At 71.0% G+C, this 26309-nt stretch carries 26 protein-coding genes; 16 read left to right on the top strand and 10 right to left on the bottom strand.

All coding sequences use genetic code 11. The features are described 5' to 3' along the window. Positions 1-161: 161 nt before the first annotated feature. Entirely contained in the window at positions 162-806 is a 645-nt protein-coding gene (locus OG430_RS03685; protein ID WP_327350926.1) for an NADPH-dependent FMN reductase, read from the bottom strand. Between the two features lie 261 nt (positions 807-1067). Here OG430_RS03685 and OG430_RS03680 point away from each other — a divergent pair, with 261 nt between their 5' ends. Continuing rightward, positions 1068-1247, top strand: a complete 180-nt coding sequence (locus OG430_RS03680; RefSeq protein WP_327350925.1) for a hypothetical protein — start codon at positions 1068-1070, stop codon at positions 1245-1247. A 117-nt stretch (positions 1248-1364) separates the two neighbouring features. On the opposite strand, the gene OG430_RS03675 is transcribed toward OG430_RS03680, so the two are convergent. From OG430_RS03675 to OG430_RS03665, 3 genes are all read right to left on the bottom strand, one after another. After that, on the bottom strand, positions 1365-1919 hold the full coding sequence (locus tag OG430_RS03675; RefSeq protein WP_327350924.1) for a hypothetical protein: 555 nt from the start codon (positions 1917-1919) through the stop codon (positions 1365-1367). A gap of 125 nt (positions 1920-2044) precedes the next feature. Then, entirely contained in the window at positions 2045-3127 is a 1083-nt protein-coding gene (locus tag OG430_RS03670; protein WP_327350923.1) for a LuxR C-terminal-related transcriptional regulator, read from the bottom strand. A gap of 110 nt (positions 3128-3237) precedes the next feature. Next, positions 3238-4197: a helix-turn-helix domain-containing protein gene (locus OG430_RS03665; protein WP_327350922.1), complete on the bottom strand. Its 960-nt coding sequence runs from the start codon at positions 4195-4197 to the stop codon at positions 3238-3240. A gap of 259 nt (positions 4198-4456) precedes the next feature. Between OG430_RS03665 and OG430_RS03660 the strand changes: the two genes are divergently transcribed. The 10 genes from OG430_RS03660 (at position 4457) to OG430_RS03615 (ending at position 13229) form a co-directional block, all read left to right on the top strand. Then, positions 4457-4687 (top strand): hypothetical protein, encoded by a 231-nt coding sequence (locus OG430_RS03660; RefSeq protein ID WP_327350921.1) that lies wholly within the window; start codon positions 4457-4459, stop codon positions 4685-4687. Further along, positions 4680-5252: an SDR family NAD(P)-dependent oxidoreductase gene (locus tag OG430_RS03655; protein WP_327350920.1), complete on the top strand. Its 573-nt coding sequence runs from the start codon at positions 4680-4682 to the stop codon at positions 5250-5252. Before OG430_RS03660 ends, OG430_RS03655 begins: the two co-directional genes overlap by 8 nt. 295 nt (positions 5253-5547) lie before the next feature. Next, a complete protein-coding gene (locus OG430_RS03650; RefSeq protein WP_327350919.1) occupies positions 5548-6378 on the top strand; it encodes a helix-turn-helix domain-containing protein in 831 nt (276 codons plus the stop codon). Between the two features lies 1 nt (position 6379). Continuing rightward, positions 6380-6553, top strand: coding sequence for a hypothetical protein (locus OG430_RS03645; protein ID WP_327350918.1), 174 nt, complete (start codon positions 6380-6382; stop codon positions 6551-6553). A gap of 144 nt (positions 6554-6697) precedes the next feature. Then, the gene (locus tag OG430_RS03640) at positions 6698-7381 is read left to right on the top strand and encodes a MauE/DoxX family redox-associated membrane protein (RefSeq protein WP_327350917.1); all 684 of its coding nucleotides are present in this window, start codon (positions 6698-6700) and stop codon (positions 7379-7381) included. Beyond that, entirely contained in the window at positions 7290-7838 is a 549-nt protein-coding gene (locus tag OG430_RS03635; protein WP_327350916.1) for a TlpA family protein disulfide reductase, read from the top strand. The genes OG430_RS03640 and OG430_RS03635 overlap by 92 nt, the downstream gene beginning before the upstream one ends. Next, positions 7835-9721, top strand: a complete 1887-nt coding sequence (locus OG430_RS03630; protein WP_327350915.1) for an ABC transporter ATP-binding protein — start codon at positions 7835-7837, stop codon at positions 9719-9721. Before OG430_RS03635 ends, OG430_RS03630 begins: the two co-directional genes overlap by 4 nt. After that, entirely contained in the window at positions 9718-10407 is a 690-nt protein-coding gene (locus OG430_RS03625) for a S26 family signal peptidase (protein ID WP_327350914.1), read from the top strand. Before OG430_RS03630 ends, OG430_RS03625 begins: the two co-directional genes overlap by 4 nt. Beyond that, complete coding sequence (gene cysS, locus OG430_RS03620; protein WP_327350913.1) at positions 10398-11804, top strand: cysteine--tRNA ligase; 1407 nt, start codon at positions 10398-10400, stop codon at positions 11802-11804. Before OG430_RS03625 ends, cysS begins: the two co-directional genes overlap by 10 nt. Before the next feature lie 63 nt (positions 11805-11867). After that, a complete protein-coding gene (locus OG430_RS03615) occupies positions 11868-13229 on the top strand; it encodes an amidohydrolase (RefSeq protein WP_327350912.1) in 1362 nt (453 codons plus the stop codon). A gap of 9 nt (positions 13230-13238) precedes the next feature. Here the strand turns inward: OG430_RS03615 and OG430_RS03610 are convergent, their stop codons facing one another. From OG430_RS03610 to OG430_RS03595, 4 genes are all read right to left on the bottom strand, one after another. Beyond that, positions 13239-13775, bottom strand: a complete 537-nt coding sequence (locus tag OG430_RS03610; RefSeq protein ID WP_327350911.1) for a molybdopterin-dependent oxidoreductase — start codon at positions 13773-13775, stop codon at positions 13239-13241. 621 nt (positions 13776-14396) lie between these two features. Beyond that, positions 14397-15548, bottom strand: a complete 1152-nt coding sequence (locus OG430_RS03605) for an XdhC family protein (RefSeq protein ID WP_327350910.1) — start codon at positions 15546-15548, stop codon at positions 14397-14399. A gap of 83 nt (positions 15549-15631) precedes the next feature. Next, positions 15632-18424, bottom strand: a complete 2793-nt coding sequence (locus tag OG430_RS03600) for a molybdopterin-dependent oxidoreductase (protein WP_327350909.1) — start codon at positions 18422-18424, stop codon at positions 15632-15634. Then, on the bottom strand, positions 18421-19245 hold the full coding sequence (locus OG430_RS03595) for an FAD binding domain-containing protein (protein WP_327350908.1): 825 nt from the start codon (positions 19243-19245) through the stop codon (positions 18421-18423). The genes OG430_RS03600 and OG430_RS03595 overlap by 4 nt, the downstream gene beginning before the upstream one ends. 232 nt (positions 19246-19477) lie before the next feature. Between OG430_RS03595 and OG430_RS03590 the strand changes: the two genes are divergently transcribed. Continuing rightward, positions 19478-20995 carry a helix-turn-helix domain-containing protein gene (locus OG430_RS03590; protein ID WP_327350907.1) on the top strand — a complete coding sequence of 506 codons (1518 nt, stop codon included), beginning with the start codon at positions 19478-19480 and terminating at the stop codon, positions 20993-20995. A gap of 33 nt (positions 20996-21028) precedes the next feature. Here the strand turns inward: OG430_RS03590 and OG430_RS03585 are convergent, their stop codons facing one another. Continuing rightward, positions 21029-21424, bottom strand: a complete 396-nt coding sequence (locus OG430_RS03585; RefSeq protein ID WP_327350906.1) for a TOBE domain-containing protein — start codon at positions 21422-21424, stop codon at positions 21029-21031. Positions 21425-21642: 218 nt separating this feature from the next. On the opposite strand from OG430_RS03585, the gene OG430_RS03580 reads away from it, so the two are divergent. The 4 genes from OG430_RS03580 (at position 21643) to OG430_RS03565 (ending at position 25605) form a co-directional block, all read left to right on the top strand. After that, positions 21643-22059 carry a TOBE domain-containing protein gene (locus OG430_RS03580; protein WP_327350905.1) on the top strand — a complete coding sequence of 139 codons (417 nt, stop codon included), beginning with the start codon at positions 21643-21645 and terminating at the stop codon, positions 22057-22059. Positions 22060-22231: 172 nt separating this feature from the next. Then, positions 22232-23152: a LysR family transcriptional regulator gene (locus OG430_RS03575; RefSeq protein WP_327350904.1), complete on the top strand. Its 921-nt coding sequence runs from the start codon at positions 22232-22234 to the stop codon at positions 23150-23152. A gap of 110 nt (positions 23153-23262) precedes the next feature. Further along, positions 23263-24435 carry an NAD-dependent formate dehydrogenase gene (locus OG430_RS03570; protein ID WP_327350903.1) on the top strand — a complete coding sequence of 391 codons (1173 nt, stop codon included), beginning with the start codon at positions 23263-23265 and terminating at the stop codon, positions 24433-24435. Positions 24436-24828: 393 nt separating this feature from the next. After that, positions 24829-25605 (top strand): class I SAM-dependent methyltransferase, encoded by a 777-nt coding sequence (locus tag OG430_RS03565; RefSeq protein ID WP_327350902.1) that lies wholly within the window; start codon positions 24829-24831, stop codon positions 25603-25605. Positions 25606-25639: 34 nt separating this feature from the next. On the opposite strand, the gene OG430_RS03560 is transcribed toward OG430_RS03565, so the two are convergent. After that, positions 25640-26125 carry an SRPBCC family protein gene (locus OG430_RS03560; RefSeq protein WP_327350901.1) on the bottom strand — a complete coding sequence of 162 codons (486 nt, stop codon included), beginning with the start codon at positions 26123-26125 and terminating at the stop codon, positions 25640-25642. Between the last annotated feature and the right edge of the window lie 184 nt (positions 26126-26309).

Genomic DNA, 26309 nt, shown 5'->3' with positions numbered 1-26309 from the left:
CTCCCTCGCGCAGCTCCACGCTCCCTGCTCCCCGCTTCCTGAACCGCTGTTGTGCCTGCGGTGGTGACTGCGGTTGCAAGATACGTCGTTGATCCAACTTCTGGCAGTGGCGATGCTTGACCGTGATGGCAGTCGGGCGTGCGGAAGCGGCTCCGGCCGTGCTACTGGCCGTCCTTGAGAGCCTGGATCATCTGCTCGTCGATCGCCCTGACCTGGTCCCGGTAGGGGTGCAGCGTGGCATTGACGTCTTTGAGCTGCCAGGCGTCGTCGACGTCCTGGTCCGTGATGACGAGTTCGAGGTGATCGTCCAGCGAGCGCATGTGCAAGCCCTTGAGGACGGTCAGGAACTGAGTCGCACCCTTGTTTCCGCCATGGGTGCCGTAGCAGGCCACGGTGGCCGGCTTGTCGTGCCACTCGTGGTAGAGGAAGTCCACGGCGTTCTTCACCACGGCGGGATAGCCCCAGTTGTACTGGGGGAACACGAACAGGAAGCCGCTGTAGGAGAGAACCGTGCGACTCCACTGCCGTGTGTGCTCGTGCTCGTACTGCTCCAGCGCCGCCTTGAGCGGCTCGTCCAGCAGGGGCAGGTTCACCTCGGCGAGGTCGAGCAGGTCGTAGTGGAGCGGGCTGCCCTCCTGCGCGGCATCCCGGATCCAGGCGGCGATGCGAGGACAGATCCGCGTCGGACGGCTACTGCCGATGACCACGGCGATACGGTCACCGGTCTGCTCGCCTGCCTCCTCGTGGGAGGGCTCGGACTGTTCCGCCCGGGAGGGCGCGGACTGCTGCGCGTAAGACGTGCTCATGTACGTGCTCCTGAGGGGACGGCTGACCTCTGCGCGAGGCGCCCCACCACCATCGGCCAACCTGCACGGCAACCTTGGGCGCCACGCCAGCGCGCGGGGCAGCGCGGGCGGGACACCTGCGAGCCGAGTGCGAGGACCTGATCACCGCGCGAATTTGAACGCGTTCAATATAGTGTGAGGGTGAGTGGCCGCAGAGAGCCTGCTACGGCTGTGCCGTGCCTCCTGGATGGGAGCCGCGGAACCCGCCGAAGGGAAAACATCATGGGAGCCGGCATCCTGCTGCTCTTCCCCGTCCTGTTGCTCTACTGCGCTGTGATGGCCCCGTTCTGCGGGCTGGTCGGTGCGAGGTCGACGCGGAGAGTGGGGTGGCTGATGGCCGCCGGCCTCATGGGGCTTCCGCTGGGAGTCTTCGGCGGGTGGATGGTCGCGGCCATGGGCTGAGTGCGCATCAGTGTCGGCCGGGGAGTGCGGCGAGGCCTCGCGAGGTCGGGGAAACTGCGCGACCGGCCCACGGGCGGCCCGCAGTTGAATCCCCTCCCTCCTCCCCCGGTGGAGCGCCTAGCTGTTGCGGTCGTGCAGGGTGTACGCGCCGTCGACGACCTTCGCGTCGGCGGCGGGCGCCATGCACTTCGTGAGGAGCGGCTTGCCCTTCTTGGTGGCTCCGGAGAGGCCGATGCGGGCCTCGCCGTTCTCCGGGACGAAGAAGCTCACGCCCATGCGGGTGTGCGGGTCCAGCTCGGTGAGCCAGGGGTGGCCGGGGCTGGTGCGGACCAGGCGGCCGGTGACGGTGGCGGTGGGGCCGCCGGTGGTGAGGCAGTCGACCTTGAACTCGCCCCAGTAGAGCTTGCCGTCCTGGGCGTGCGAGATGCGGAAGGTGCCCGAGGGGTGCTGCGGGATACTGCCCGCGGTGTACGTGGAGCGGGCGTCGACGGACACCCGTACCTCCTGGTCCGCGACGGGGTAGTCCATGCGGGCGTCGCCCTTGAGCGAGGAGACGGCGACGGTCTCCCGCGCGGGCGGCGAGGACACGGCAGGTGCCGCGACGGCGACGGGCGCGGCTACGGCCACCACGACGGCAAGGAGGGCGGCGGCGCGAAGGGACCTGTTCAGCATTGCGGGGCTCCGATCGAAGAGCGTTGGGATACGCACTGATCGTCGTCAACGCCACTGCCCACAGGCATCGTTCGCAGGCAGGGTCCCCCTCCGCCGCGCGGGGGAGAGGCTGGTTCTCCGGGGCCTCAGAGCCAGCCCATCTGGCAGGCCCGGACGCCCAGTTCGAACCGGCTGTTGGCGTTCACGCGGTGCATGAGGTCGGCCACCATGCGGCGTTCGGTACGGATCGAGATGCCCAGGGCGCGGGCCGCCGACTCGTCCTTGCCGCCGTCGGCGAGCATGCGCAGGAGCTCGCGCTCCTGCGGTGTGGGACCTGCCGGACCCGCCGGGGCCGCCGAGTCGGACGGGGTGTGCATCGCCTCGGCGTCCTTCCAGTACGCCTCGAACAGGGCGACCAGCGCGAGGATCACGGGGACGCTGCGGATCAGCACCGCCGTGGGCCGGCCCGCGCCCGGCTCGCCCGGGATGACGGCCACCTCGCGGTCGACGATCAGCAGCCGCATGGGCAGCGTCGGGGCCAGGCGTATCTCGCTGCCCTGCTTCCGCGCCCAGCGGACGTAGCCCGCGGTCACCCGGTCCTTGGTGATGCTCTGCAGGTAGATGCTGCGGAACTTCACCCCGCGCAGCATCGCCTGCTCGTTCAGCGACCGGCCGGCCTCGATGGCCTCGGTGGGCAGGGCGCCGCCGGGCTGGAACGAGAGGGCTTCCCGCGAGCAGCGGCTGGCCAGCGTCTCCAGACGGGTGCGGATCTCATCCATGCCCTCGAGGACCTCGGTGCCGCGCCGGGCCCCGGACTCACCGGCTCCGGCGGCGTACTCGGCCGCGAGCGTGGACAGCGCCGCCCGGGTCTGGGCGAGCCGCTCCTGACGCAGGGCCAGTTCCTGCTGCTCGCGCTGCAGCATCAGCTCCAGACCCAGGTCGGGGCTCACCGCGCGGACCAGGTCGGGCCGGTCCCACGAGGGGCGCAGCAGGGACAGGGCGACCAGCCGTGCCACGGCGGATCCGACCCGGTCCTCGCTCATGCCCAGACGCCTGGCGAGCCGGCCGCGATCGTGCTCGTGATGGAGCAGCACGGCCCGGTACACCGCCAGGGCTTCCGCGTCGAGCGCCCCGTCCTGCTCCGGGCTCCCGGTGGACGGCTGCGACGGTGCGGGCGCAGGGGGATCGCCCGTACGGTCCTGTTCTTCCTCGGAACCGCCAGTACGCATGGCCCGAGGCTGTCACGGGATCTTCACACCGTCTTGTACGGATCCGACCGTGCCCCGCGCACCGACCGAGCGGCGAGCGTGCTCACGCGCAGGCCGCGCGGCGACCGCGCTCACGAGGAGTTGCCCACCGAGGTCCGGCGCGGCGAGCGCAGGACGATCTGCGCCCCACGGGTCCGGGCAGGGCCGCGCCCGTGGGGCAGCGCCGCGCTGGTGATCTGCCCGGAGACCCGGTCGAGCACCGGCGGTCCGACGGGCGGCGTGTGACGTGCCGCCATGAACTGCGAGGGCGTACAGCCGGTGATCGCTTTGAAGTCCCGCCCGAAATGGGCCTGGTCGTAGAAGCCGGAGTCGACCGCCACGGCGGCGGGCGCCCCGCCGTCCGTGAGCAGCCGCAGGGCGTGCTGGACCCGCAGCAGCCGGGCGGCCGTGCGCGGCGGCAGCCCGATCTGCTCGCGAAAGCGCCGCTCCAACTGCCGTTCGCCCCAGCCGGTTTCGTCGACGAGGGTGCGCACGGCGAGAGCACCATGGCTCTGCCGGAGCCGGTTCCAGGCCCAGATCACGCGCGGGCTCGGCACCGGTCCACCGGCGTACGCGATCTCCAGGGCGGCATCGAGCAGGTCGAACCGGGCCTGCCAGCCCCGCGCCCCGGCCAGCGCGTCGGTCAGGGCGCGGTCCGCGGGGCGGGCGACGGAGTCGAGCGGCGTCAGAGCGCCCGCCAACTCGTGCAGCGGGACACCGAACAGCCGGTAGGCGGCCCAGGGTTGCATCGAGACCTCGACTCCGCGGGCGTCGCCGCCGTGCTCTCCGACGGTGGAGTGGGTGAGCAGCCCCGCGACGAACGGCCCGTCGGTGTCCGCGAGGACCAGCCCGTCGGACGGCCGGCTCACCCGCATCGGCTGACCGAAGTTGAACAGCACGGTCACCAAAGTGGTCGGCACCTCGAGCCGCCGGCGCGGGCGGCCGAGTGCCATGGAAAAGCCGCGGTACTCCAGCACACCGGGACGCAGCGCGACACCGGGAAGCTCCCGTGCCGTCTCCCAGGTGCCGGCCGGACATCGTCGCTGGAGCATCGATTCTGACCCCCCGTCATCCACCCGGGCAGAGCGGGTGGGCGATCACCATCCTCCGCGCACCAGCGTCTTGACCAGCCTGCTTTGAGACGTTCGAGCCGTACGGAGGCGTCGATTGGCAGGAATCTGTCAGGCAGCGGGCTGCCGCGGGATGGGGCTTACGTTGCTCGGCGCCGCCCTGTTTTCTAGGGCCATGAAGCGCCACGGACCCCTCGAAGGGCCGGGCAGCGGCCACCCCTCACACCCAGTTGGAGAGACCATGAAGATCAAGCGGAGCACGACCACCAAGCAGACCGCAGCGGTGCGATGTGCCCTCACGGCCGCGGCCGTCCTCGCGGGCATGGCGGGCATGGGTGCGTTCACCGGGCCCGTGACCGACGGGGCACAGCACCCGCAGGAGACTTCCGTACGGTCGGCGTCATACTCGCCGAACGACTTCATCTGGCCCATCGCCCCCCGTCCCGTCGGCCCGAACCGGCAGGATGTCTGAGCCGGCCGCCGCGTACCGGGAGCAGGTGGCCGTGGTCGTCGGCGGATACGACCGGATCGGCCGGCTGGTGTGCGAACCTCTGGCCGCACGCGGTGTCACCGTCGCGATCACCGGGCCGTCCGCACAGCAAGCCGCCCTGTACTGCCGGGAGTTGACGGATCTGAGCATCACCGCGCTGCCCTACGTGGTCGACCCGGACGATGCGGCGATGGTCCACCGGCTCGTCGCGGACGTCACGCACGACCTGGGGGCACCGGACATCCTCATCGGGCTCCTTCCCGCCGACGGACCGCCGTACCCCGTGGCCACCGCCATGGGGAAGGCCATGGCCGAGGCCGACCGGCCGGGGCGCATCGTGCTCCTCGTCCCGCACGCGGAGGCTCCGCGTGCCGCGGTGTGGGCGCTGCGCACCAGCAGCGGCACCCTGCGTGCGAACGTACTGTCCGCCGCGGCCACCGCATCCGCCGAACAGATCGCCGGAGCCGCTCTCATGCTCCTCGGCCGCGATGCCGACCGGCTCGCGGGCGCGCACATCGAAGTGCACGGAGCGGGCCTGCCCGACTGACCGGCCACACCGCGCCGGGCGAAACCGGGCGTGCCCCGCCGGCGGGGCGTCTTCGCGCCACACGGGCAAGCTCTTCCACGCGTGCAGTCGTACCTCTGTGCTTTCACGGTCGGTTCTCGGCCGCGTTCTTCAGGGCCGGCTCTCGGCCGTCGCCCTGCACGGTCCGACCTCTCAGCTGCTCCACCACTCAGCCGACTCTCAGGACAGGAAGGACCCGGGAGTGGAGTATTCGGCATGCCCTCGCACCTCCAGTGAATTCGCCCAGTCGGCGCCCAGGCCGACACTTCGGCCGGGGGTGCTGCGCTACCGGGGCTTCCGGCTCACCGCCGGACCGCCCTGCGGCCACCTCGAACCCCCTGTGGGCGCCGTCTCCCTGGTGCTCCTCCTCGAAGGCAAGCTGCTGCTCGGCAGTGCGCCGGGCGGCCCGCTGCCCACGGCTGCCTATACCTCGCCGGTCTGCGGACTGCACACCACCGCCATGGTGAGCGAGCACGAATCGCCGCTGACCGGCATCGAGATCGCGCTCGCGCCCTGGGCCGCGTACCGGATGTTCGGCATCCCCATGGACCAGCTCACCGACAATGTCATGGAGGCATCCGAGCTCCTCGGCCACGACCTGGCCCCACTGACCGACGCGTTGGCCGCCGCACCGGACTGGCCCGCCCGATTCGCCCTGCTCGACGCGGAGTTGACCGGGCTGCTGGCGGGGGTGCCGCCGCATGCGCCGCCGGTCGCCGCCGCCTGGACGCTGCTCGCCCGGCACTGCGGAGCGGTCCCCATTTCGCAGCTCGCCCGGCATGTGGGCTGGAGCCAGAGCCAGTTGGAACGCCGCTTCCAGGAGCAGATCGGGGTGACGCCCAAGGCGGCGGCGCGAGTCCTGCGGCTGCGGCGGAGCCTGCGCCTGCTGTCCGAGGGGCGCCCGGCCGCGCAGGTCGCGGAGCTCGCGGGGTACTACGACCAGGCGCATTTCAGCCGGGAATTCAAGGCGATGACCGGGTGCCCGGCACGGCTCCTGGCGAAGTGCCGGGACTGCTCCGAATTTCTACAAGACCGGGGTTCACCCCGACCGGCACAGTATTTCTCACCGGAACACATCCGGGAAACAACAGACAACAGGAAGTGGTGACATGTTCAAGAAGCTGGAGTCTCTCGGGACCGCTCTCGTCGAGCGTCTCGTCCCCCGCATCGAAGCGTCCGCGTGTGGCTGGAACTGCTGGAACGACTGCTGGCAGTGTGCCCACTCCGCCTGCAAGGTGAACACCTGCAACGGCCAGCTGGTCTGCCTCTCGGGTCGCTGCTGAACCGACGCTGACCGAGGTGTGGCGGCCGCACTCGCGCAGGCCGCCGCACCTCGGCGCCCGGCACCGGGCGCAGTCGTGCCCCATTTCGCATTCCATTCACCAAGTACCCGCACAAGGGAGTGAATTCCTGTGCCCCATCTGGTCATGGCAAGCCGCTTCCTCATCGGAATCGTCTTTCTGATTTCGGTGCTGAGCAAAGTGGCCGGGCGGCAGGCCTTTTCCTCCTTCGCCTCGTCGATAGGCGCCATGCGGCTCCTTCCCGGCGGCCTGCGGACCGCCCCGGTCGCGGCACTGGTGGTCGCGGCCGAAGGAATGGTCGTGGCCCTGCTCCTGACACCGTTTCCGTACGCCACCGCGGCCGGTCTCGCCCTGGCGGCCGGCCTCCTGTCCGTGTTCGGCGTCGCGATCACGCTCACCGTGCGCCGGGGCGTGCGTACGGCCTGCCGCTGTTTCGGGGCGTCCACGACTCCGCTCGGCATCCGCCATGTCGTGCGCAATGCCGCCCTGGCCGGGATCGCCGCACCGGCGGCTGTGGCCGCGGTGAGCGCTCCCCGTCCTGTGACGGCGGCCCAGACCGTCCTGCCGGCCGTGCTCGGCCTGCTCGGCGGGGGTCTGATCACCGCCTTCGACGATCTCGTCTCGCTGTTCAGCCCGGTGCCGGCCGGCCGCCCTGCGGCGCCCGCACGGGCCCCTTCGACCCCCTCGACCCTCGCACCACGCCCTGAGGAGACCTCTCATGTCGTTCCTGCTTCCGCTCCTGCTCGTCGTGGGAGTGCTGTCCGCCCTGAACCTCGTCCTCGTCGTCGGGGTCATCAAGAGGCTGCGTGAGCACACCGAACTCATCGCGGCCGCGGGCTCGGCGGTGGACACGTACACCATCAACGTCGGTACCCGCGTGGACGACTTCGCGGTGGCCACCGTGGACGGTGAGCCGCTCACGCACCAACTGGCCGCGGACGACACCCTCGTGGCGTTCTTCTCGCCCACGTGCGGCCCCTGCAAGGACAAGCTGCCCAAGTTCGTCGAGTACGTACGGCGCGGCGGCATCGAACGGGACCGGGTCCTGGTCGCCGTGGTCGGCGATCCGGAGGAGTCGGCCGGCTTCATCGAGCAGCTGCGGCCGGTGGCCCGTGTGGTGTCCGAGCTTTCGGACGGGGCGCTGGGCGCCGCCTTCCAGGTCAAGGCGTTCCCCACGATCCTGCGGGTGGCGCCCGACGGTGCCGGCGGCACCGTCGTGACCGCCAACGACGTGCGGCTGGACCGGCCCGCCGCCCTGGCGGCATGACCGCCGCCCGGGTGGAACTGCGCCACTGCGGCGCCGCCTTCACCCTGGCGCGCGAGGCCGCCCCGGCCGCTCTGGCCCTCTACACCGTGCTGTCCCTGGCCACCGGACTGCTCCCGGTCGCGGTGGCCTGGCTGACCAAGCAGCTGCTCGACGGCCTGGTCGCCGGCGCGCCCGGGCCGGTACTGCTCGCACACGGCGGTGGCATCGCGGCGGCCGGCCTGGTCATGGGCGTGCTGCCGCATGCCACCGGCTATCTGCGGGCCGAGCTGGAGCGCCGCGTGGGACTGCTCGCCCAGGACCGCCTGTTCGCCGCGGTGGACGGCTTCCAAGGACTCGCGCGCTTCGAGGACCCGCAGTTCCTGGACCGTCTGCGGCTGGCCAAGGAGGCCGGCCGGATGTCCCCGAACCAGGCGGTGGACGGGGTACTGGGCGTGCTGCGCTCGACCGCCACCGTCACCGGGTTCCTCGGCACCCTCCTCCTGGTCAGCCCGCTGATGGCGGCGCTCGTCCTGGGGGCCGGGGTGCCGGTGCTGCTCGCCGAGGTCGCGCTGTCGCGCAGGAGGGCCAGGATGTTCTGGGACATCGGGCCGGCCGAGCGCCGCGAGACGTTCTACAGCGAACTGCTCGGCACGGTCGCCGCCGCCAAGGAGGTACGCCTCTTCGGCATCGGGAGCTTTCTGCGCACCCGCATGCTCACCGAGCGGCGGACCGCCAACAGAGCCCGCCGCCGCACGGATCTGCGGGAGGTCCGCGTGCAGTCCCTGCTCGGCGTCCTCGCCGCGGCCGTGTCGGGCGCGGGCCTCGTCTGGTCGGTGCGGGTGGCCCAGAGCGGGACGCTGTCGGTGGGTGATGTCACCGTGTTCGTGGCCGCGGTGGCCGGCGTGCAGGGCGCGCTGACCGCCATGGCGGGCGAGGTGGCCCGCTCGCACCAGGCGCTGCTGATGTTCGAGCACTATGCGGCGGTGACGACGGCCGGCACCGATCTGCCCGTGCGCGAAGGGGACGCCGAACTCGCCCCGCTGCGCGGGGAGATCGAGTTCCGTGACGTCGCATTTCGCTACTCCGACGACCACCCCTGGGTGCTGCACGGCCTCAACCTGCGGATCCCCTGCGGCAGTTCGGTCGCCCTCGTCGGCCTCAACGGCGCGGGCAAGTCCACCCTCGTCAAGCTCCTCTGCCGGTTCTACGACCCCACGCACGGCGCCGTCCTGTGGGACGGGGTCGATCTGCGGGACATCCACCCGGCGGTCCTCCGCCGGCGGATCGGCGCGGTCTTCCAGGACTTCATGCACTACGACCTCACGGCGGCCGAGAACATCGCCCTGGGCGACCTCGACGCGCTCGACGACCGCGACCGGATCCGCCAGGCCGCCGAACGCGCCGGCGCCCATCCGCGCATCACCGCACTGCCTCGCGGCTACGACACCCTGCTCTCCCGGATGTTCCACTCCGGTCCCGCCGACGACCCCGACACAGGGGTCGAACTCTCCGGCGGCCAGTGGCAGCGCCTCGCCCTGGCCCGGGCCTTCCTGCGCGACCGGCGGGATCTGATGATCCTCGACGAACCGTCGGCCGGACTCGACGCCGCCGCGGAACACGAGATCCACACCGCGCTGCGCAGGCACCGCGAAGGCCGCACCAGCCTGCTCATCTCGCACCGCCTCGGAGCAGTGCGCGAGGCCGACCACATCGTGGTCCTGGCAGCCGGTGAGATCACCGAACAGGGCGATCACGAGGAGCTGATGAGGCTCGGCGGGGAGTACGCCCGCCTGTTCACCCTGCAGGCCCAGGGCTACGGGTCCGCCTCGCCGGCACCGGCCGACAGCGAGCCTGACGCCGCAGGATCCGACAGCACGGAGATGGTCGGGGGAGGCCTCACATGACCCGGACCGACCCCCGGACAGGCCCGGTGCTGCCCGACCCGCACGCGGCGGAGCGCCGGCATCTCGGGGCGCGCCTCGCCCGTGCCGCGGCCCTGCTGTGCGCCGTGTTGTGCACGGCTGCCGTGCCGGTGGCGGCACGCGCGTACGGTCCGCTGCCCGCCGTGCTGCCGGGACTTGCCGCGCTCGCAGCGTGGACCGGCGTCGCCGCGGCCGCGCTCCTCGGTCGCCGGCTCACCGTGGTGACCGTACGCGGCCGCAGCATGGAACCGTCCTTCCTGGACGGCGATCGCGTACTGGTCCGGCGTACCCGACGGCTCGCGGCCGGTGACGTGGTCGTACTGGAACAGCGTGACCCGCACGGCCAGTGGTCGCAGCCGCCGCTCCCTTTCCGTTCCGCGCCCGCCGCCGTGCACGCCCGGCTGTGGATCATCAAGCGGGTCGCGGCCGTCCCCGGTGACACGGTGCCACGCGCCACCGTGCCCGCGCTGGCCTCGGTGCCGGAAGCGCAGGTGCCCGACGGCCGCCTGGTACTCCTCGGCGACAACCCCGAGGCCAGCCTCGACTCACGGCAGACGGGCTACTTCCCGGCCGTACGCGTCCTCGGAACCGTCGTACGCCCCGTGGCCCGTCGATCCGACCCGCGCCCCGATACCCCTACGCCCACCAGGAGGCAGCCGTGCCGTTGAGGCTCTTCGACACCGCGACCCGCACCGTCCGCGGCTTCGTCCCCCACACCCCGGGGGCGGTGTCCCTCTACGTCTGCGGTGCCACCGTCCAGTCGCCGCCGCACCTCGGGCACGTCCGCTCGGGCGTCAACTTCGACATCCTCGCCCGCTGGCTCACCCACACAGGCCACCGTGTCACGCTGTGCCGCAACGTCACCGACATCGACGACAAGATCCTCACCAAGGCGGCCGCCGAACCGGTGCCGTACTGGGAGCTCGCCCAGCGCAACGAGCGTGCCTTTACCGCCGCCTACCGGGCGCTCGGCTGTCTTGCACCCACCGTCGAGCCACGCGCCACCGGGCACATCCCGCAAATGATCGAGCTCATGCGGGAGTTGACGGCGCGCGGGCATGCCTATGCGGCGGGCGGCGACGTGCTGTTCTCGGTCGGTTCCTTCGCCGAGTACGGGCAGCTCTCCGGGCACCGCCCCGACGACGCGCAGTCGGCGCGCGACACGGCGCCGGGCAAGCGGGATCCGAGGGACTTCGCGCTGTGGAAGGCCGCCAAACCGGGCGAGCCGCACTGGGACACCCCCTGGGGCCCGGGGCGGCCGGGCTGGCACCTGGAGTGTTCGGCCATGGCCCACCACTATCTCGGCGACACCTTCGACATCCACGGCGGCGGCATCGACCTGCTCTTCCCGCACCACGAGAACGAACGCGCCCAATCCCGGGCCGCAGGCAGCCCCTTCGCCCGGTACTGGATGCACAACGCGTGGGTCACCCTGGGCGGTGAGAAGATGTCGAAGTCGCTCGGGAACTCGCTGCTCGTGTCCGAACTCCTGACCCGCCACCGGCCGGTCGTCCTGCGCTACTACCTGGGAGCGGCCCACTACCGCTCCACCATCGAGTACACCCCGGCGGCCCTGGACGAGGCCGCGGCCGCCTACGGCAGGATCGAGCAGTTCGTCCTGCGCGCCGCCGAACGCCTCGGCACCGCACTCACCTCGGAGCCGGAGCCGGAGCCCGTGCCCGGCGCATTCGCCGCCGCGCTCGACGACGACCTGGGCGTCCCCCAGGCGGTCGCGCTGGTCCACCAGCATGTCCGCGCGGGCAACACGGCGCTGGCCGCGGACGACAAGGAACAGACGGCCCAACTCCTCGGCACGACAAGGGCCATGCTGGACGTGCTCGGCCTCGACCCGCTCGCACCCCAGTGGTCGGCCACCGCCCCCGCGACCGGCGGATTGCGGGACACCTTCGACGAGCTGGTCGGCCTGGTGCTCGACGAGCGCAGAATCGCCCGCGACCGCCGCGACTACCCGGCGGCGGACCGCATCAGGGACCGCCTCGCCGCGGCGGGCGTCGAGGTGACGGACACGCCGCAGGGGCCGCGTTGGAGCGTCCCGGGCCGTTGAGTGGGTCGGTGCGGCCCCGAGCGGTCGGCGGCCTCGTGTGCCCTGTGCCGATACCGTTGCGCGATGACACCGCGTGACGCGCAAGGCCCCGCTGATCTCCTCATCTCCGGCTGCACGGCCCTGGTGCATGACGAACACCAACGGATCGACTTCCTCGAGGACTGCGCCGTGGTCGTACGCGACGGAGTCATCGACGCACTGCTGCCGGCCGCAGAGGCGGCAGGTCTCCCGGCCCGCGAACGCATCGAGGCCGACGGGCAAGTCGCGCTGCCCGGCTTCATCAACTGCCATACGCACACGCCGATGGTCACCCTGCGGGGCATCGCCGAGGACCTTCCGGTGGAGGAGTGGTTCAACGACTGGATCTGGCCCATCGAGTCCAACCTCACCGAGCGGGACGTGGAGTTGGGTGCCCGGCTCGCCTGCGCGGAGATGATCCGGGGCGGTGTGACCTGCTTCGCGGACCACTATTTCGAGATGGACGCCGTGGCGGCGGTCGCCGCGGAGAGCGGGCTGCGCGCGCACCTGGGCTGGGCCTACTTCTCCTCGCAGGGCCCGCAGGGCCGCGAGCGGTCACTGGACTTCGCCCTGCGCACCAGGGGCGCCGCGGACGGCCGGATCACCACGGCCCTCGCCCCGCACGCCCCGTACACCGTGGACGGTCCTGACCTCGCCGCGACCGCCGAACTCGCCCTGGAACACGGCCTCCAGGTGCACCTCCATGCCGCCGAGAACCGCGCCCAGACCGAGCACTCCCTCGCCACCGAGGGCCGTACGCCCATCGAGGTCCTGGAGCGCGCCGGCCTCCTCGACGCCGACCTGCTCATCGCGCACGGCACCGGTATCGCCGAGAGCGACTTCGCCGTGCTGGCGCGCGCCACGGGCCGGATCGCCGTCGCGACCGCCCCGCGCGGCTATCTGAAATTCGGCTGGGACACCACGCCCGTCAAGGAACTCGCGGACCTGGGCATCCCCGTCGGGCTCGCGACGGACGGCGCCGCGTCGAACAACACCCTCGACGTGTGGGAGGCCATGACGCTCACCGCCCTGGTGCAGAAGTCCGCCCGCCGCGATCCCACTTGGCTCACCGCCCGCCAAGCCCTGCACCACGCCACGCTGCAGAGCGCCCAGGCGCTCGGGCTCGGCGACAGCATCGGGTCGCTCGCACCGGGACGGCGCGCCGACCTGGTGCTCGTCGACGTCTCCGGACCGCATACGCAACCCGTGCACGACCTCGCCGCCACGCTGGTGCACAGCGCCCGCGCGAGCGACGTGGTGACCACGATCGTCGACGGCCAAGTCCTGATGCGCGACCGCAAGTTGCTCACCGTCGACGTGGCCGGGACCGTCGCGGAACTCGCCGAGCGGCTCCCGGCACTCACCCGGCGCAGCGACGGCACGCGCATCCAGACCTACGAGACGTAGGCCGGTCGGTCAGTTCGCGACGGCCTCAGGACCAGCCGTCGTCACGCTCCTGGTCGGCATCCGCGCATGTGCCGGACGGCAGGCGCCGGCCCAGATGCTGGTGATCGCGCTGATGTACCGGGCCCCGCAGCGGTCCGAGGGCACGACGAGCTGACTGCCAGCCGCATCGAGATCCGTGTCGTCGAGCCGGGTCGCCAGCAGTACCGGGGAGCCGGCGAAGTCGGGGTCGATCTCGCCCCACGAGAGCACGGTGTGGTGACCGTCGCCCCCGCTGATCGCGAGGACGAAGCGGGAACGGTCCTTGCGCCGCCGGGGGTCGAAGCCGGGCTCTGCGGTGCGCATGACGTCGTGCAGCAGGGGCCCTTCGAAGCGGTGGTGCTGCGGCCCGCTGGTGGCGCAGTCGAAGGTCACCTCCGCCTGATGCTGCGGCCAGCCGTCGCGGAGGTCCGCGACGGTGAGCGTGAACGACTGCGCGACCTCCCCGCCGACCGTGAAGGTCGCGATGCCGGTCGGGGTGGCGAGGGATGCGGTGCTCGGTCGGCTCATCGGTTCCCCTTCGGACGGCGATCGGTGCCGCGACAAGTGATACCCGATCGCCCCTGACGAGAACCCCGTCTGCGAGCCAATATGCCGAATCTGCTTGGCAGTTGTGAGGTTGCTACGAACGCCTGCATGGCATCCTCTGGTTCATCATCCGACGTTCCGCGGCAGGCTGTCGGGCGTGGATGGCGTCGGCATCGGTGGTCCGCTGTGCCGAGGATGTTGTTCGGGCGGCGCTTGCCACCGGGCCGTCGATGCGGCGACGGTTCTCGAAGGGGACTGCGTGGCATGGTCACCAGACGCCACGCCACACAGCCGTCTCCTCTCGGCAACGGACCGCGAAAGCCGGTGCGACCCGTCATTTGAACGACTCCAGTCCATCAAGCGGCGGTCCGGGGATCTACTGGACGGGGAACCGAAATGCGCGTGGCTGCAAGGTGGTTCGCTGGATGATCAACCAGGCGTCGTCCAAGCGCAATGCCGTTGCATTACGGTTCCCGGGGCCGCCACCGAGATGTGAGGACCGTGCGGCCCGGGCCGGCGGACCACGATCGCAGCCAACGCAACAGCATCGCGTCCAGGCGCGTCCAGGCGCGTCCAGGCGAGTCCAGGCGAGTCCAGTCGCGGCTAAGCGACCTCACCGATCCTTCGTGCGGGGCCCCTTGCCCCGTCGTGGTGGATCGGTGTCTGGGCCCCTCTCAGCGCCGCACCGGAGCCGCCGCGCCGGACGGCCACGATCTCCGCCGCGATCGACAGCGCCGTCTCCTCCGGTGTCCGCGCGCCCAGGTCGAGTCCGATGGGGGACCTCAGGCGGGCCAGTTCCAGTTCGGTGACGCCGGCCTCCCGCAGCCGCTCGTTGCGCTCCTGGTGGGTGCGGCGCGAACCCATCGCGCCGATGTACGCCACGGGCAGCCTCAACGCCAACTCCAGCAGGGGTACGTCGAACTTGGCGTCGTGGGTGAGGACGCAGAGCACCGCCCGGGAGTCCAGCCGCGTCGCCGCCAGGTAGCGGTGCGGCCAGTCGACGACGACCTCGTCCGCCTCGGGAAAGCGTTCCCTCGTTGCGAAGACGGGGCGGGCGTCGCACACGGTCACGTGGTGACCGAGGAGTTTTCCGACCCTGACGAGCGCCGACGCGAAGTCGATCGCCCCGAAAACGATCATGCGGGGGGCGGGGACGCTGGACTCGACGAGGAGCGTCAGCGGCTGCCCGCAGCGCGAGCCGTCCTCGCCGATGGCGACCCCGCCGGTCTGCCCGGCGTCCAACATGGCGTGGGCCGCCTCGGCCGCTGCCCGGTCCAGGCCGAGGTCGCCGCCGAGCCCGCCTTCGTACCTGCCGTCGGGATGGACCAGAAGGGCGCGGCCGAGGAGTGCGGACGGCCCTTCGGCAACGCGGACCAGTGCCGCCGCGGACCTTCGTGAGGCGGCGGCACAGGCCGCCGTGAACACCGCGCGGGCGGGCGAGTCGGCCAGGACCGGCGTGACGAGTATGTCGATGACCCCGCCGCAGGTCAGGCCGACGGCGAAGGCGTCTTCGTCGCTGTAGCCGAAGCTCTCCAGGGTGCTCTCGCCGTCGGCCAGGGCCTGCCGGCACAGGTCGTAGACCGCGCCCTCCACGCATCCGCCGGAGACCGACCCGACGGCCGTGCCGGCGCTGTCGACGGCGAGGGCCGCACCGGGCTGCCGGGGCGAGCTTCCGTTCGTGGCCACGACCGTGGCGACGGCGAACTCACGTCCCTGCCGGGCCCACCTGTCGAGTTCTTCGGCGATGTCCAGCATGGCGGTCTCCTTCGCATGGGGGACTCAAGGAAAAAGGGGTGTGTGGAGGGGCGAGCGGGATGGTGCGTGCGACCGGCCGGGGGTCAGGGGGAGGGCTTGCCCCGCCGCGCCGCCCGCTGGTTCATCGCCAGCCAGACGCGGTCGCGGGTGACGGGCAGTTCGGTGAAGCGGATGCCCGTGGCGTCGTACAAGGCGTTGGCGAAGGCCGGGGCGACCGGGTTGAAGGGGCTCTCGCTCATCGACTTGGCTCCGAGCGGGCCGGTCGAGTCGGACGTCTCCATGAAGTGGACCTCGGTACGCGGCACGTCGGCGTACTGCGGAAGGCGGTACCGGCGGAAGGCCGCCGTCGTCACCTCGCCACGCTCGTCGACCCGTACGGTCTCGAACAGCGTGGCACCCAGCGCCTGGGCGACTCCGCCTTCGACCTGGCCCCGGCACTGCAAGGGGTTCATGACCTTTCCCGCGTCGGCCGCGTGCACGCTGCGCAGGATCCTCATCTCGCCCGTCTCCGGGTCGACCGCGACACGGAACCATTGCGCGTTGAAGGCCACGGAGCGCGGGCTGCCGCCCCAGTAGCCGTCCGCGGTGAGCTCGTCCTGCGCTCCTCGCGCGTGAGCGGCCTCGTGCAACTCCTTGAGCGTGACCGAGCGACCCGCGCAGTCGAACGCCTCCGCATCGAGCGTGCACAGGTGGCGGGGCACTCCGGTGTACCGGGCCGCGAAGGTCTTCAGCCGCCCGGCCAGGGAGTCCGCGGCGAGCAGCACCGCCTTGCCTGCCACGACGGTGCCGGCGGATCCGAAGGCGCCGGTGTCGTGGCGGACGACGGCGGTGTCGGACTGGCGGACGACGATCCGGTCGACGGTCGTGTTCAGGGCTCCCGCGGTGATCTGCTTGTGCACGGTGGTGGTGCCGTTGCCGAACTCGGCCGTCCCGACGGCGATGTCGTACGTCCCGTCGGCAAGGAGGGAGACGGTGGCATCCGCGTAGTGCCCGTTCGGCGGGGCGGTGGCGATCATCGCCGTGGCGGCGCCCTGACCGGTGAGCCAGCCCTCGGGCACCTCTTCGGTGCTGCGGTCCTCGGCGATGGCGCTGCGGACGATGCTCAGGCACTGGTCGAGGCCGTACGAGGCGATGTAGAGGTCCTCGTCGTGGCCGATCGGGGTGACCATGTGGTCGCCGGGGCCGATGATGTTCTTCTCCCGGAAGGCCAGCGGGTCCATGCCGAGGCGACGGGCGACCTCGTCCATGGCGGACTCGACGGCGAAGGTGGTCTGGCCAAGTCCGTAGCCGCGGAAGGCTCCTGAGGGGACGACGTTGGTGTAGACGGCGTACGCGTCGACCTTCTTGTGCGGGGCCCGGTAGATGGCGAAGGACTCGCCGACGCTGTGGAACATGACGCCGGGTCCGTGGTTGCCGTAGGCGCCGGTGTTGGAGACCACCCGCATCTGGATCGCGGTCAGCGTGCCGTCGGCGCGGGCGCCCAGCTTGATGCGGATCGTGAACGGGTGGCGGGTGCTGGCCCCGTAGAACTGCTCGGCGCGGGTGAACTCGAGCTTGACCGGGCGGCGCAGCTTGAGCGCGGCGAGGGCGACGACGTCCTCGGCGAACATCTCCTGCTTGCCGCCGAAGCCACCGCCCACCCGGCCCGCGACGACCCGGACCTCGTCCTCCGGGAATCCGTAGAGGGCGCACAGCGCGCGGCGGGTCAGGAACGGGGTCTGCGTGCTGGAGCGCACGGTGAGACGTTCCCCGCTTCCGTCCTCCTTCGGCTCGAAGTACGCGACACAGCCATGGGTTTCGAGGCTGGCGTGCTGCACGCGCTGGGTCCGGAAGGTCTCCTCGTACACGACCGAGGCCTCGGCGAACCCGTCGTCCACCGAGCCGATCTCACCGTGCACCTCGCCGGCCACGTTGTTCTCGACGCGGGCGATCCGCTCCTGCGCACCCTTGCCCGCGTGGATGACGGGTGCCCCGGGGCGCATCGCCTCCTCGGGGTCGGTGACGTAAGGGAGTTGCTCGTACGTCACCTCGATCCGCCGGCAGCCCTCCTCGGCGGCCTGCTCGCTGATCGCGACGACGGCGGCGACGCGCTGGCCGACGAAGCGGACGACGTCGTCCAGGACGCGGGTGTCGTCGGGGTCCTCGTGCGGGTGCTCGTGCCTGGCGCTGGAGTAGAGCGTGGCGGGGGCGTCCTCGTGGGTGAGGACGGCATGCACGCCGGGCACGCGGAGGGCCGCGGAGGTGTCGATGGCGAGGATGCGGGCGTGCGGGTGCGGGGAGCGCAGCAGCTTCATGTGGAGGAGCCCGGGGACCTCCACGTCGAAGGTGTAGCGGGCGGTGCCCGTCACGATGTGTGGGCCGGCGGGGGCGCCGAGGCTCTTGCCGACCGCCTCGCCCGCGCCGGGTTGCTCGGTGTGCTTGACCCCGCGGACGGCGTCCTCGATGGCGCGATATCCGGTGCAGCGGCAGATGTTGCCCTTGAAGGCCCGCGGCAGGTCGTCCAACTTGCCGTCGTCGTGCGCGCATCCCTTCTCCGCTTCGAGGGCAGCCGTCGTCATCAGGAACCCCGCGGTGCAGAACCCGCACTGGAAGCCCTGCGCGTCCAGGAACTTCTGCTGTACGGGGTGGAGTTCACCGTCCCGCGCGGCCAACCCCTCCACGGTGGTCACCGACCGGCCCTCGGCACGTACGGCCGGATAGAGACAGCTGTGCACCGGCTCGCCGTCCACATGGACCGTGCAGGCGCCGCAGTCCCCGGCGTCGCAGCCCTTCTTCACGCCGAACCAGCCGCTTTCGCGCAGATACGTCCGCAGACACTGCCCGGCACGCGGCTCGGCGTCGAAGGGCCGGCCGTTGACCTGGATGCCGAAGCTCATCGCACACGCCCCTGGACTAGTTCCCGCCGGACCTGCTCGGCGAGGAGGAAGGACATCTGCCGCCGCCACTCGGGCAGTCCATGGATGTCGTCGAACCAGTCGGCCTCGCCCACGGCCGAAGCGATCGCCGCGCGCAACTCGGCCCGGTCCGGCGGCAGGGCGAACCAGAGCCGGAACGGACGCCTCGTCGCGGCCGTGATGGTCACGGCGAGCGAGCCGTCCACCGGATCCAGCGTCCCGATGACGAGGGCCCCGGAGCGCCCGAGCCCGTAGAGCGACACCTGCATGAAGGCCGTACGGCACCACAGCGAGCGGGCGGGGATCGTCACCGACCGCAGCAACTCGCCCTCGGCAAGGTCCTTGCGGCCGGCTCCGGTGACGAAGTCCGCGACCTTCACCCGCCGCAGCGAGCCGTCCTGCGCCTGGAGCAGGCACTCACCGTCGAGGGCAGCGGTGAGGGAGATCATCGGCCCGGCCGGCAGGCCGTTGCAGAGATTGCCGCCCACGGTCGCCATGTTCCAGATCTTGAACGAGGCGAGAAAGGCCCGGCAGCACTGCTCGAAGAGCGGGGCGGCCGCCGCGTCGAGGGTCCGCCCGAACCGGGACAGCTCCGCGATCGTGCAGGTGGCCGCGATCTCCAACGATCCGTCCGGCAGCGTCCGGACCGGCTCCCAGCCCATCCGGCTCAGATCCACCAGGCGACGCAGCTGCGGCTGCGGCTCCGAGAAGAGGTAAGTACCGCCGCCGAGCCAGGCATCGCCCCGACGCCAGGGCCCGCGCCGGCGTGCGTCAAGCACATCGAGAACCGTGTTCAGATCCATGTCTCCACCACCGTCGACCGCTGCTTCCTTGGCTCAGTGAAGCCGTGCCGGGGGCCGAAAACGACTGGTCCGCCGCACGGAAAAGCTCCAGCCCCAGCGGCCTGGGACTGGTGAATCAACCAAGAGGCATTTCGCATCTGGTTCCTTGCACTTACGATGTTTCAACTCGCATTCACCTGGTGAATATGAGAAGCCGGAACGCGGATCCGGCGGCCGTACAAGGAGTCAGCACATGCACGTCGGAGACCTCCTCCAGACAGAGGGACTCGAACTCACCCTCGTCTGGGGTGGCGAGAACCTGCTCCACCGGACGATCAGCGGAGTCACCGCCACCGACCTGGAGGACCCCGCCCGGTTCGTCCAGCCCGGAGAGATCGTGCTCAGCGGGCTGGTCTGGTGGAACGCGGCGGACGGCCACGCCAGGACCGAACGCTTCGTCTCCGCACTGGCAGCGGCCGGGGCAGCGGCGCTGCTCGCCGGAGAGGAGACCCACGGCACCATCCCCGCCGACGTCGTCAACTCCTGCCGCGCACACGGCATCGCGCTCCTGGCCGTACCGGCGTACACGAACTTCCGGGCCATCACCGAAGTCGTCTACCGGCGCCAGTGGGGCGACCTCAGCCGCCGCCCCGCGGACCACTTCGCCCTCCCCGAGAACGTACGCGGAGACCTCGGCCGTCTCGTCGATCAGGACACCGATGCCGAGGAACTGCTCCGGCGTGCGTGCGCCCCGTTCGGCACCCCGCCGTGTTACGTGCTGACCAGCACCGGACGCACCCTTGCCCGCACCGCTTCGGCCCCCGAGCTGTCGGCGGCGCGGGCGGTGGAGAGCCTGCGCGGCGGCGCCGGGGAAACGCTGAGAGTCCAGGCCGAGAGCACGCCGTACGACACCTGGTATCTGCATGCGCCGCAGGCCGGTGCCGCTCCTCCCCGGGCCCTGCACGAGATAGCCGAGGTCATCGGCCAGTACCGTGTCCACCACGACCGCAGGCACAAGGACCGGCGTCGCACCGGGCAGGAGTTGATCGCCCTCCTCGACAGGGGCGACACCGACGCCGGAGCCCTGGCGAACGCCCTCGCGGCATGCGGGCCGCTCGCCGAGGGGCCGTGGCGGATCGTGGCCACGACCATGGGCGGACGACTCGCGGGCCGCGGCGCCGAACAAGCGCTCAGGGAGGCACTTCACCACCTCCCCGGCACGGTCTTCGAGGCCGGCACGGCCAAGGGCGCGCAAGCCGTCGCCGTCGTACGCAGCAGTGATGAGGACCCCCTTCCGCTCGACGAGCCCTGGCCCCTGCTGCACGGCTGCCGGCCCGAGACGCCCCTGTACGCCGGCGTCAGCGCACCGGCCACGCGGCCCGGCGGGCTCCCCGCCGCCCTCGCCCAGGCCCGCTTCGCCCTCGCGGCGGCAAGACACGGCTCCCCGGTGACCGGCCGCGTGCGCGCGATCGAGGAACTCGCCTCCCTGGACTCCCTGTTGGCCGGCATTCCCGCCGACGTACGGAGGATCTTCAGTGCCAGGACACTCGGTCCGCTCGCCGACGGCGACTCGGCCTCGCACCGCACGCTCCTGGAGACCCTGGAGGTCTTCCTCGCCCACAACTGCTCCTGGGCGCGCACCGCGAAGGCCCTGCATCTGCACGTCAACACCGTGCACTACCGCATCGAGCGCGTGCAGGCCCTCACCGGACGGGACCTCACCCTCCTCGACCACAAACTCGACCTGCGCGCCGCGCTCCTGTGCCGCTGAACCACCGCGGGGCGCGCGGCGGTTCGAGGTGGGTCAGAGGTCGATGTGCACGTTGGTCGACTTCACGCGTGCCGTGACCGTGACGCCGACCTCGATGCCGAGTTCCTCGACGGACTCCCGCGTCACCAGCGAGACGATCCGGTGCGGCCCCGACTGGATCTCGACCTGCGCGGCGACGTCGTCGAGCGTCACCCGGGTCACGATCCCGGCGAACGCGTTCCGCACCGATGTGATCACTTGGCCCTCGGGCAACGGGTGCATCCCCGCCGCCCGTTCCTTGGCGAACGCCGCCAGACTCACCCCGTCGATCGCGCGGTTGCCCGGCCCGTCCCGGTCCATGCGAAGCCGACCGGAGTCGGCCCACCTCCGGACGGTCTCCGAACTCACGGCAAGGAGTCTCGCTGCCTGCCCAATGCTGTACGACGGCACGGACCGAACTCTAGGTCAGACGGCGGTGCCGGGACCCGGTGCTTGATCAAGGATCGTGGGTTTTGCCCGATCTGCCAGGGCAGTCGGGTGTTCCGCCTCGCGGATGCGGTGGGTCCACAACCGGCACTTTGCGGACGTATTACCTTCGGTGTCACGACCTGTGGCAGGCTGCCGACGCGGCCTGCCACACACACTCCAACCCAGTGAGGCGCCACCCCATGAGCCTGAGCATCCGCAACCAGATCGCCGGCACCGTCACGGCCGTCACCACAGGTGAGGCCATGGCGACGGTCAAGGTCCGCCTCGACGGCGGCCAGGACATCACCGCTGCGATCACTACCGAGGCCGTCAAGGACCTCGGTCTTGCCGAGGGCTCCGAGGTCAAGGCCCTCGTGAAGTCCACCGAGGTCTCCCTCGCCACCGGCCCGGTCGCGGGCGTCTCCATCCGCAACCAGATCGCCGGCACCGTCACCGACGTCGCCACCGGCGGCGCCATGGCGTCCGTCAAGGTCGACGTCGAGGGCGGCGCGCTCACCGCGGCCATCACCAAGGACGCGGTCGACGACCTGGGGCTGGCCGCCGGCTCCTCCGTCGTCGCGCTGATCAAGTCGACCGAGATCTCCCTCTCCGTCTGATCCCGTCTGATCCCGCAGCCTGATCCCGCGGTGCTGAAAGGGCCGCGCATCCGCACCGGATGTGCGGCCCTTTCGCGTATGCGGTCGCCCCTCGGTGTCACTCCGGCGCGCCTCCGGCCTCGTAGGTGAGGTATCTCTTGCGTGTCATCGACTCGCGGATCTCGGGGGAACTGTGCTGCGACAGCTGGAGTATCTGGTCGCCCTGGCCCGGGAGCGGCACTTCGCGCGGGCCGCGGCCGCCTGCTTCGTCTCGCAGCCGTCACTCTCCGCCGGGATACGCAGGCTGGAGGCCGAGCTCGGCGTGCCCGTCATCCGGCGCGGCAACCGTTTCCAGGGCCTGACCCCCGAAGGGGAACACGTCCTGGCCTGGGCGCACCGCATGCTCGCCGAACGTGACGCACTGCGCCAGGAACTCGCCTCCCTGCGGGGCGAGTTGACCGGCACGCTACGGCTGGGCGCCATTCCGACCGCCCTCACCGTCACCTCCCTGCTCACCGCGCCGTTCTCCGAGCGCCATCCGGCCGCGAAGGTGAGCCTGGAGTCCCTGTCCTCGCGGGACATCAGCCGCCGTCTGGCCGACTTCGAGATCGACGCGGCGGTGACGTATCTGGACGACGGCGCACTGCGGGACATGCGGCGCCTGCCGCTGTACGAGGAGCGGTACGTGCTGCTCACCCCGGCCGACGGACCGCATGCCACGGACACCGAAGTGAGCTGGGCGCAGGCGGCGGCGCTGCCGCTGTGCCTGCTCTCGCCGCGCATGCGCAACCGCCGCATCCTGGACGAGAACTTCGCCGCCGACGGCGCCCGGGCCACTCCGGCGGTCGAGTCGGACACCGTCGCCGGACTGTACGCGCACCTCGTCACCGGCCGCTGGTCGAGCGTGATCTCGCACGCCTGGCTGCAGATGTTCGCCACCCCGCCGGGGATGCGCGTGGTGCGGCTGTCCGGCCCGGCCCACGGCCCCCGCGTCGGTCTTGCCGTCGTCGCACAGGATCCTCAACCCGTCATGGTGCGGGCCCTGTTGGCGGCCGCGCGGGAGGCCGGGGTCCGCGACACCCTGGACCGCCTGCTCGCCGCCCACCTGGGCTGATAGCCCAAGGCTTCCTGGGCATAGAAGAGTTCACTTTGACCATGGGTGCGCCGGGCGCGGACCGTGGAGGCATCCCGCACGCCAGACCTCTCCAACGAGGAGCCGTGACCATGGCCAAGGTGCTCTGCGTCCTGTACGACGACCCCGCCGACGGATACCCCACCACGTACGCCCGCGACGACCTGCCCCGCATCGAGCGCTACCCCGACGGCCAGTCGGCGCCCACGCCCCTGGGCGCCGACTTCACCCCCGGCCACCTCCTCGGCAGCGTCTCCGGCGAACTCGGCCTGCGCGCCTACCTGGAGAGCCGGGGTCACACCCTCGTCGTCACCTCCGACAAGGACGGTGCCGGGTCGGTCTTCGACCGTGAGCTGGTGGACGCGGACGTGGTGATATCCCAGCCGTTCTGGCCGGCCTACCTGACCCCGGAGCGGATCGCCGCAGCCAAGAACCTCAAGCTCGCCGTCACGGCGGGCATCGGCTCCGACCACGTAGACCTCGACGCGGCGATCGCGCACGGCGTGACCGTCGCCGAAGTGACGTACTGCAACAGCATCAGCGTCGCCGAGCACGTGGTGATGATGACGCTCTCGCTCGTACGCAACTACCTGCCGTCGCACCAAGTGGTCCTGGACGGCGGCTGGAACATCGCAGACTGCGTGGCCCGCTCGTACGACCTGGAGGGCATGCACGTCGGCACGGTCGCCGCGGGCCGCATCGGCCTTGCGGTGCTGCGCCGCCTGGCTCCCTTCGACGTGAAGCTGCACTACACCGACCGGCACCGGCTGCCCGCCGACGTCGAGGAGGAACTCGGCCTGGTCTTCCACGAGTCGGCCGCCGCGATGGTCCCGCACTGCGATGTCGTCACCATCAACGCACCCCTGCACCCCGAGACCGAGCACCTCTTCGACGACAAGCTGCTCGCCACCATGAAGCGCGGCGCCTATCTGATCAACACCGCCCGCGCGAAGATCGTCGACCAGGAGGCGGTCCAGCAGGCCCTGGAGAGCGGCCAGTTGGCCGGGTACGCGGGCGACGTCTGGTACCCGCAGCCCGCTCCGGCAGACCACCCCTGGCGCACCATGCCGCACCACGGCATGACCCCGCACATCTCCGGTTCCTCGCTCTCCGCCCAGGCCCGATACGCCGCCGGCACCCGCGAGATCCTCGAAGCCTGGTTCGCGGACAAGCCCATCCGCGACGAGTACCTGATCGTCTCGGGCGGAGCCCTCGCCGGCACCGGCGCCCACTCCTACGCCGTGAACTCCGCCCCCGACCGCTAGGGCCTGTCTTCAAACTCCCGCCTGCCCCGCGACGCCCGGCACGCACTCTCGCCGCACCGGGCGAAAGCCCAAGTACGTCCAGTACGAGGACTTCCACCCGGCACGCCGAGAGCACGCACCAGACGCCGCAAGGCCGCCCTTCGGGCGACGACGGGAGTTTGAAGACAGGCCCTAGAGCCCACGCGGCACGTCAGCACGCTCACCCCCGGCGCGGTCGGATCCTGCCCAACCGGGGCAGGATCCGACCATGCGTATGTGCGAGATCGTTTGGTCGATTGTCCAAGCATGCGCAAGGGGAGTGCGAGAAGAGGCATGGCAGATGCAAGATAGGGGGTGTTGTTCGAGGGGCGCCTGCCAATGCCCCTCGGTCCGGGCCATCGAGGGAGGTCACCCATGGTCATGCGCACCCAGGACGGAAGCGCCGGCGACGTCGACTACGGTGCCATCGGCCGCGGATACGCCTCCTACCGCCGTCCCGATGAGCGCATCGCCCAGTTCATCGCCGAGGCGCTCGGGGACGCGCGCAACGTCCTCAACGTCGGCGCGGGCACCGGGTCCTACGAGAGCGCCGCGCACACCATCACCGCGGTCGAGCCTTCCCTGGCCATGCGCGCCCAGCGCCCGGCCGAACTCGCCACGGCCGTCGACGCCGTCGCCGAAGACCTCCCCTTCGCCGACAAGCAGTTCGACGCGGCGATGACGCTGTTCAGCGTCCACCAGTGGTCCGACGTCGCCGCCGGTCTGCGCGAGATGCGACGCGTGACGCGCGGCCCCGTCGTGGTGCTGACCTGCGACCCCACCCGCGTACGTGACTTCTGGCTGTACGAGTACGCCCCCGAAGTCCTCGACACCGAAGCCCGCCGCCACCCACCCCTGCACCACCTCACCAGCGCGCTGGGCGGCACGACCACCATCCAGTTCGTCCCCATCCCACTGGACTGCACCGACGGCTTCAACGAGGCGTACTACGGCCGCCCCGAACTCCTCCTGGACCCCGCCGCCCGCCAGGCCTGCTCGGCCTGGAGCTTCATCGGCGACCAGGCCCGCGAAGACTTCGACACGTCCCTGCGCTGCGCCCTGGGCTCCGGCGCCTGGGACGGGGCCTTCGGCCACCTGCGTGGCCGGCCTGCGTACACGGGCTCACTCATGCTTCTGCGCTCGACGGCCTGAACGGGTGGGCCACGGCTGTGAGATCGGCAGGCGTTCAGGCCCGGGGCGCCGGTGCGGCAAGCGCGGCCAGGTGGTTCAGCGAGTTGGTGAGGTGTTCAGGGCCGAACGGCGGGAACTGGATGTACTCGCGGATGAACTGCGGTACGGCCGACCAGTCGTAGGTGAGCGTGACCTCGGTCTCGGTCGGGCCGAGAGGTGCGAGGTCGTAGCGCCAGAGCCAGCCGCCGAACTCCAGGCGGCCGTCCTCCTTCTCGTCTCCCGTCAGCCAGCCGATGGTGTGCGGCGGGTCGAGTACCTGGACCTGGTTGGCCACCCGGTAGTCACCGTTCGGGTGGTTGGCGTGGTGCATGTCCATCCGGAAGATCTGCCCCACTGCTGTGAGCGGAGCCCGGTCGGCCGGTTCTTGGACCCAACCGGTGCCGTCGATCGCGGCATGGGCTGTCGGGTCCGCCAGTACCGCGAACACCTTCGCGGCGGGCGCTGCGACAGTCATGGTGGCGCTCACGTTCTCCTGGTCCACGATGTGCACGCTCCTCGTCAGTCAGGTCATGGGGTCTCCCGCAGGCGCGGGAGGGGGACGTTCGTTCCCGAGGTGCAGACGGCGTGGACGGGCGGAACTCATCGGTCATGGAGTCAGGGAGTCATGGAGTCATGGAGTCAGGAGTCATGGAGTCAGGAGTCATGGCGTGAGAGCGACTCGTAGG

Source organism: Streptomyces sp. NBC_01304, from assembly GCF_035975855.1.
Classification (GTDB): domain Bacteria; phylum Actinomycetota; class Actinomycetes; order Streptomycetales; family Streptomycetaceae; genus Streptomyces.
Note: the sequence above shows the minus strand (reverse complement) of the source record. Positions and strands in the feature narration are given on the sequence as shown.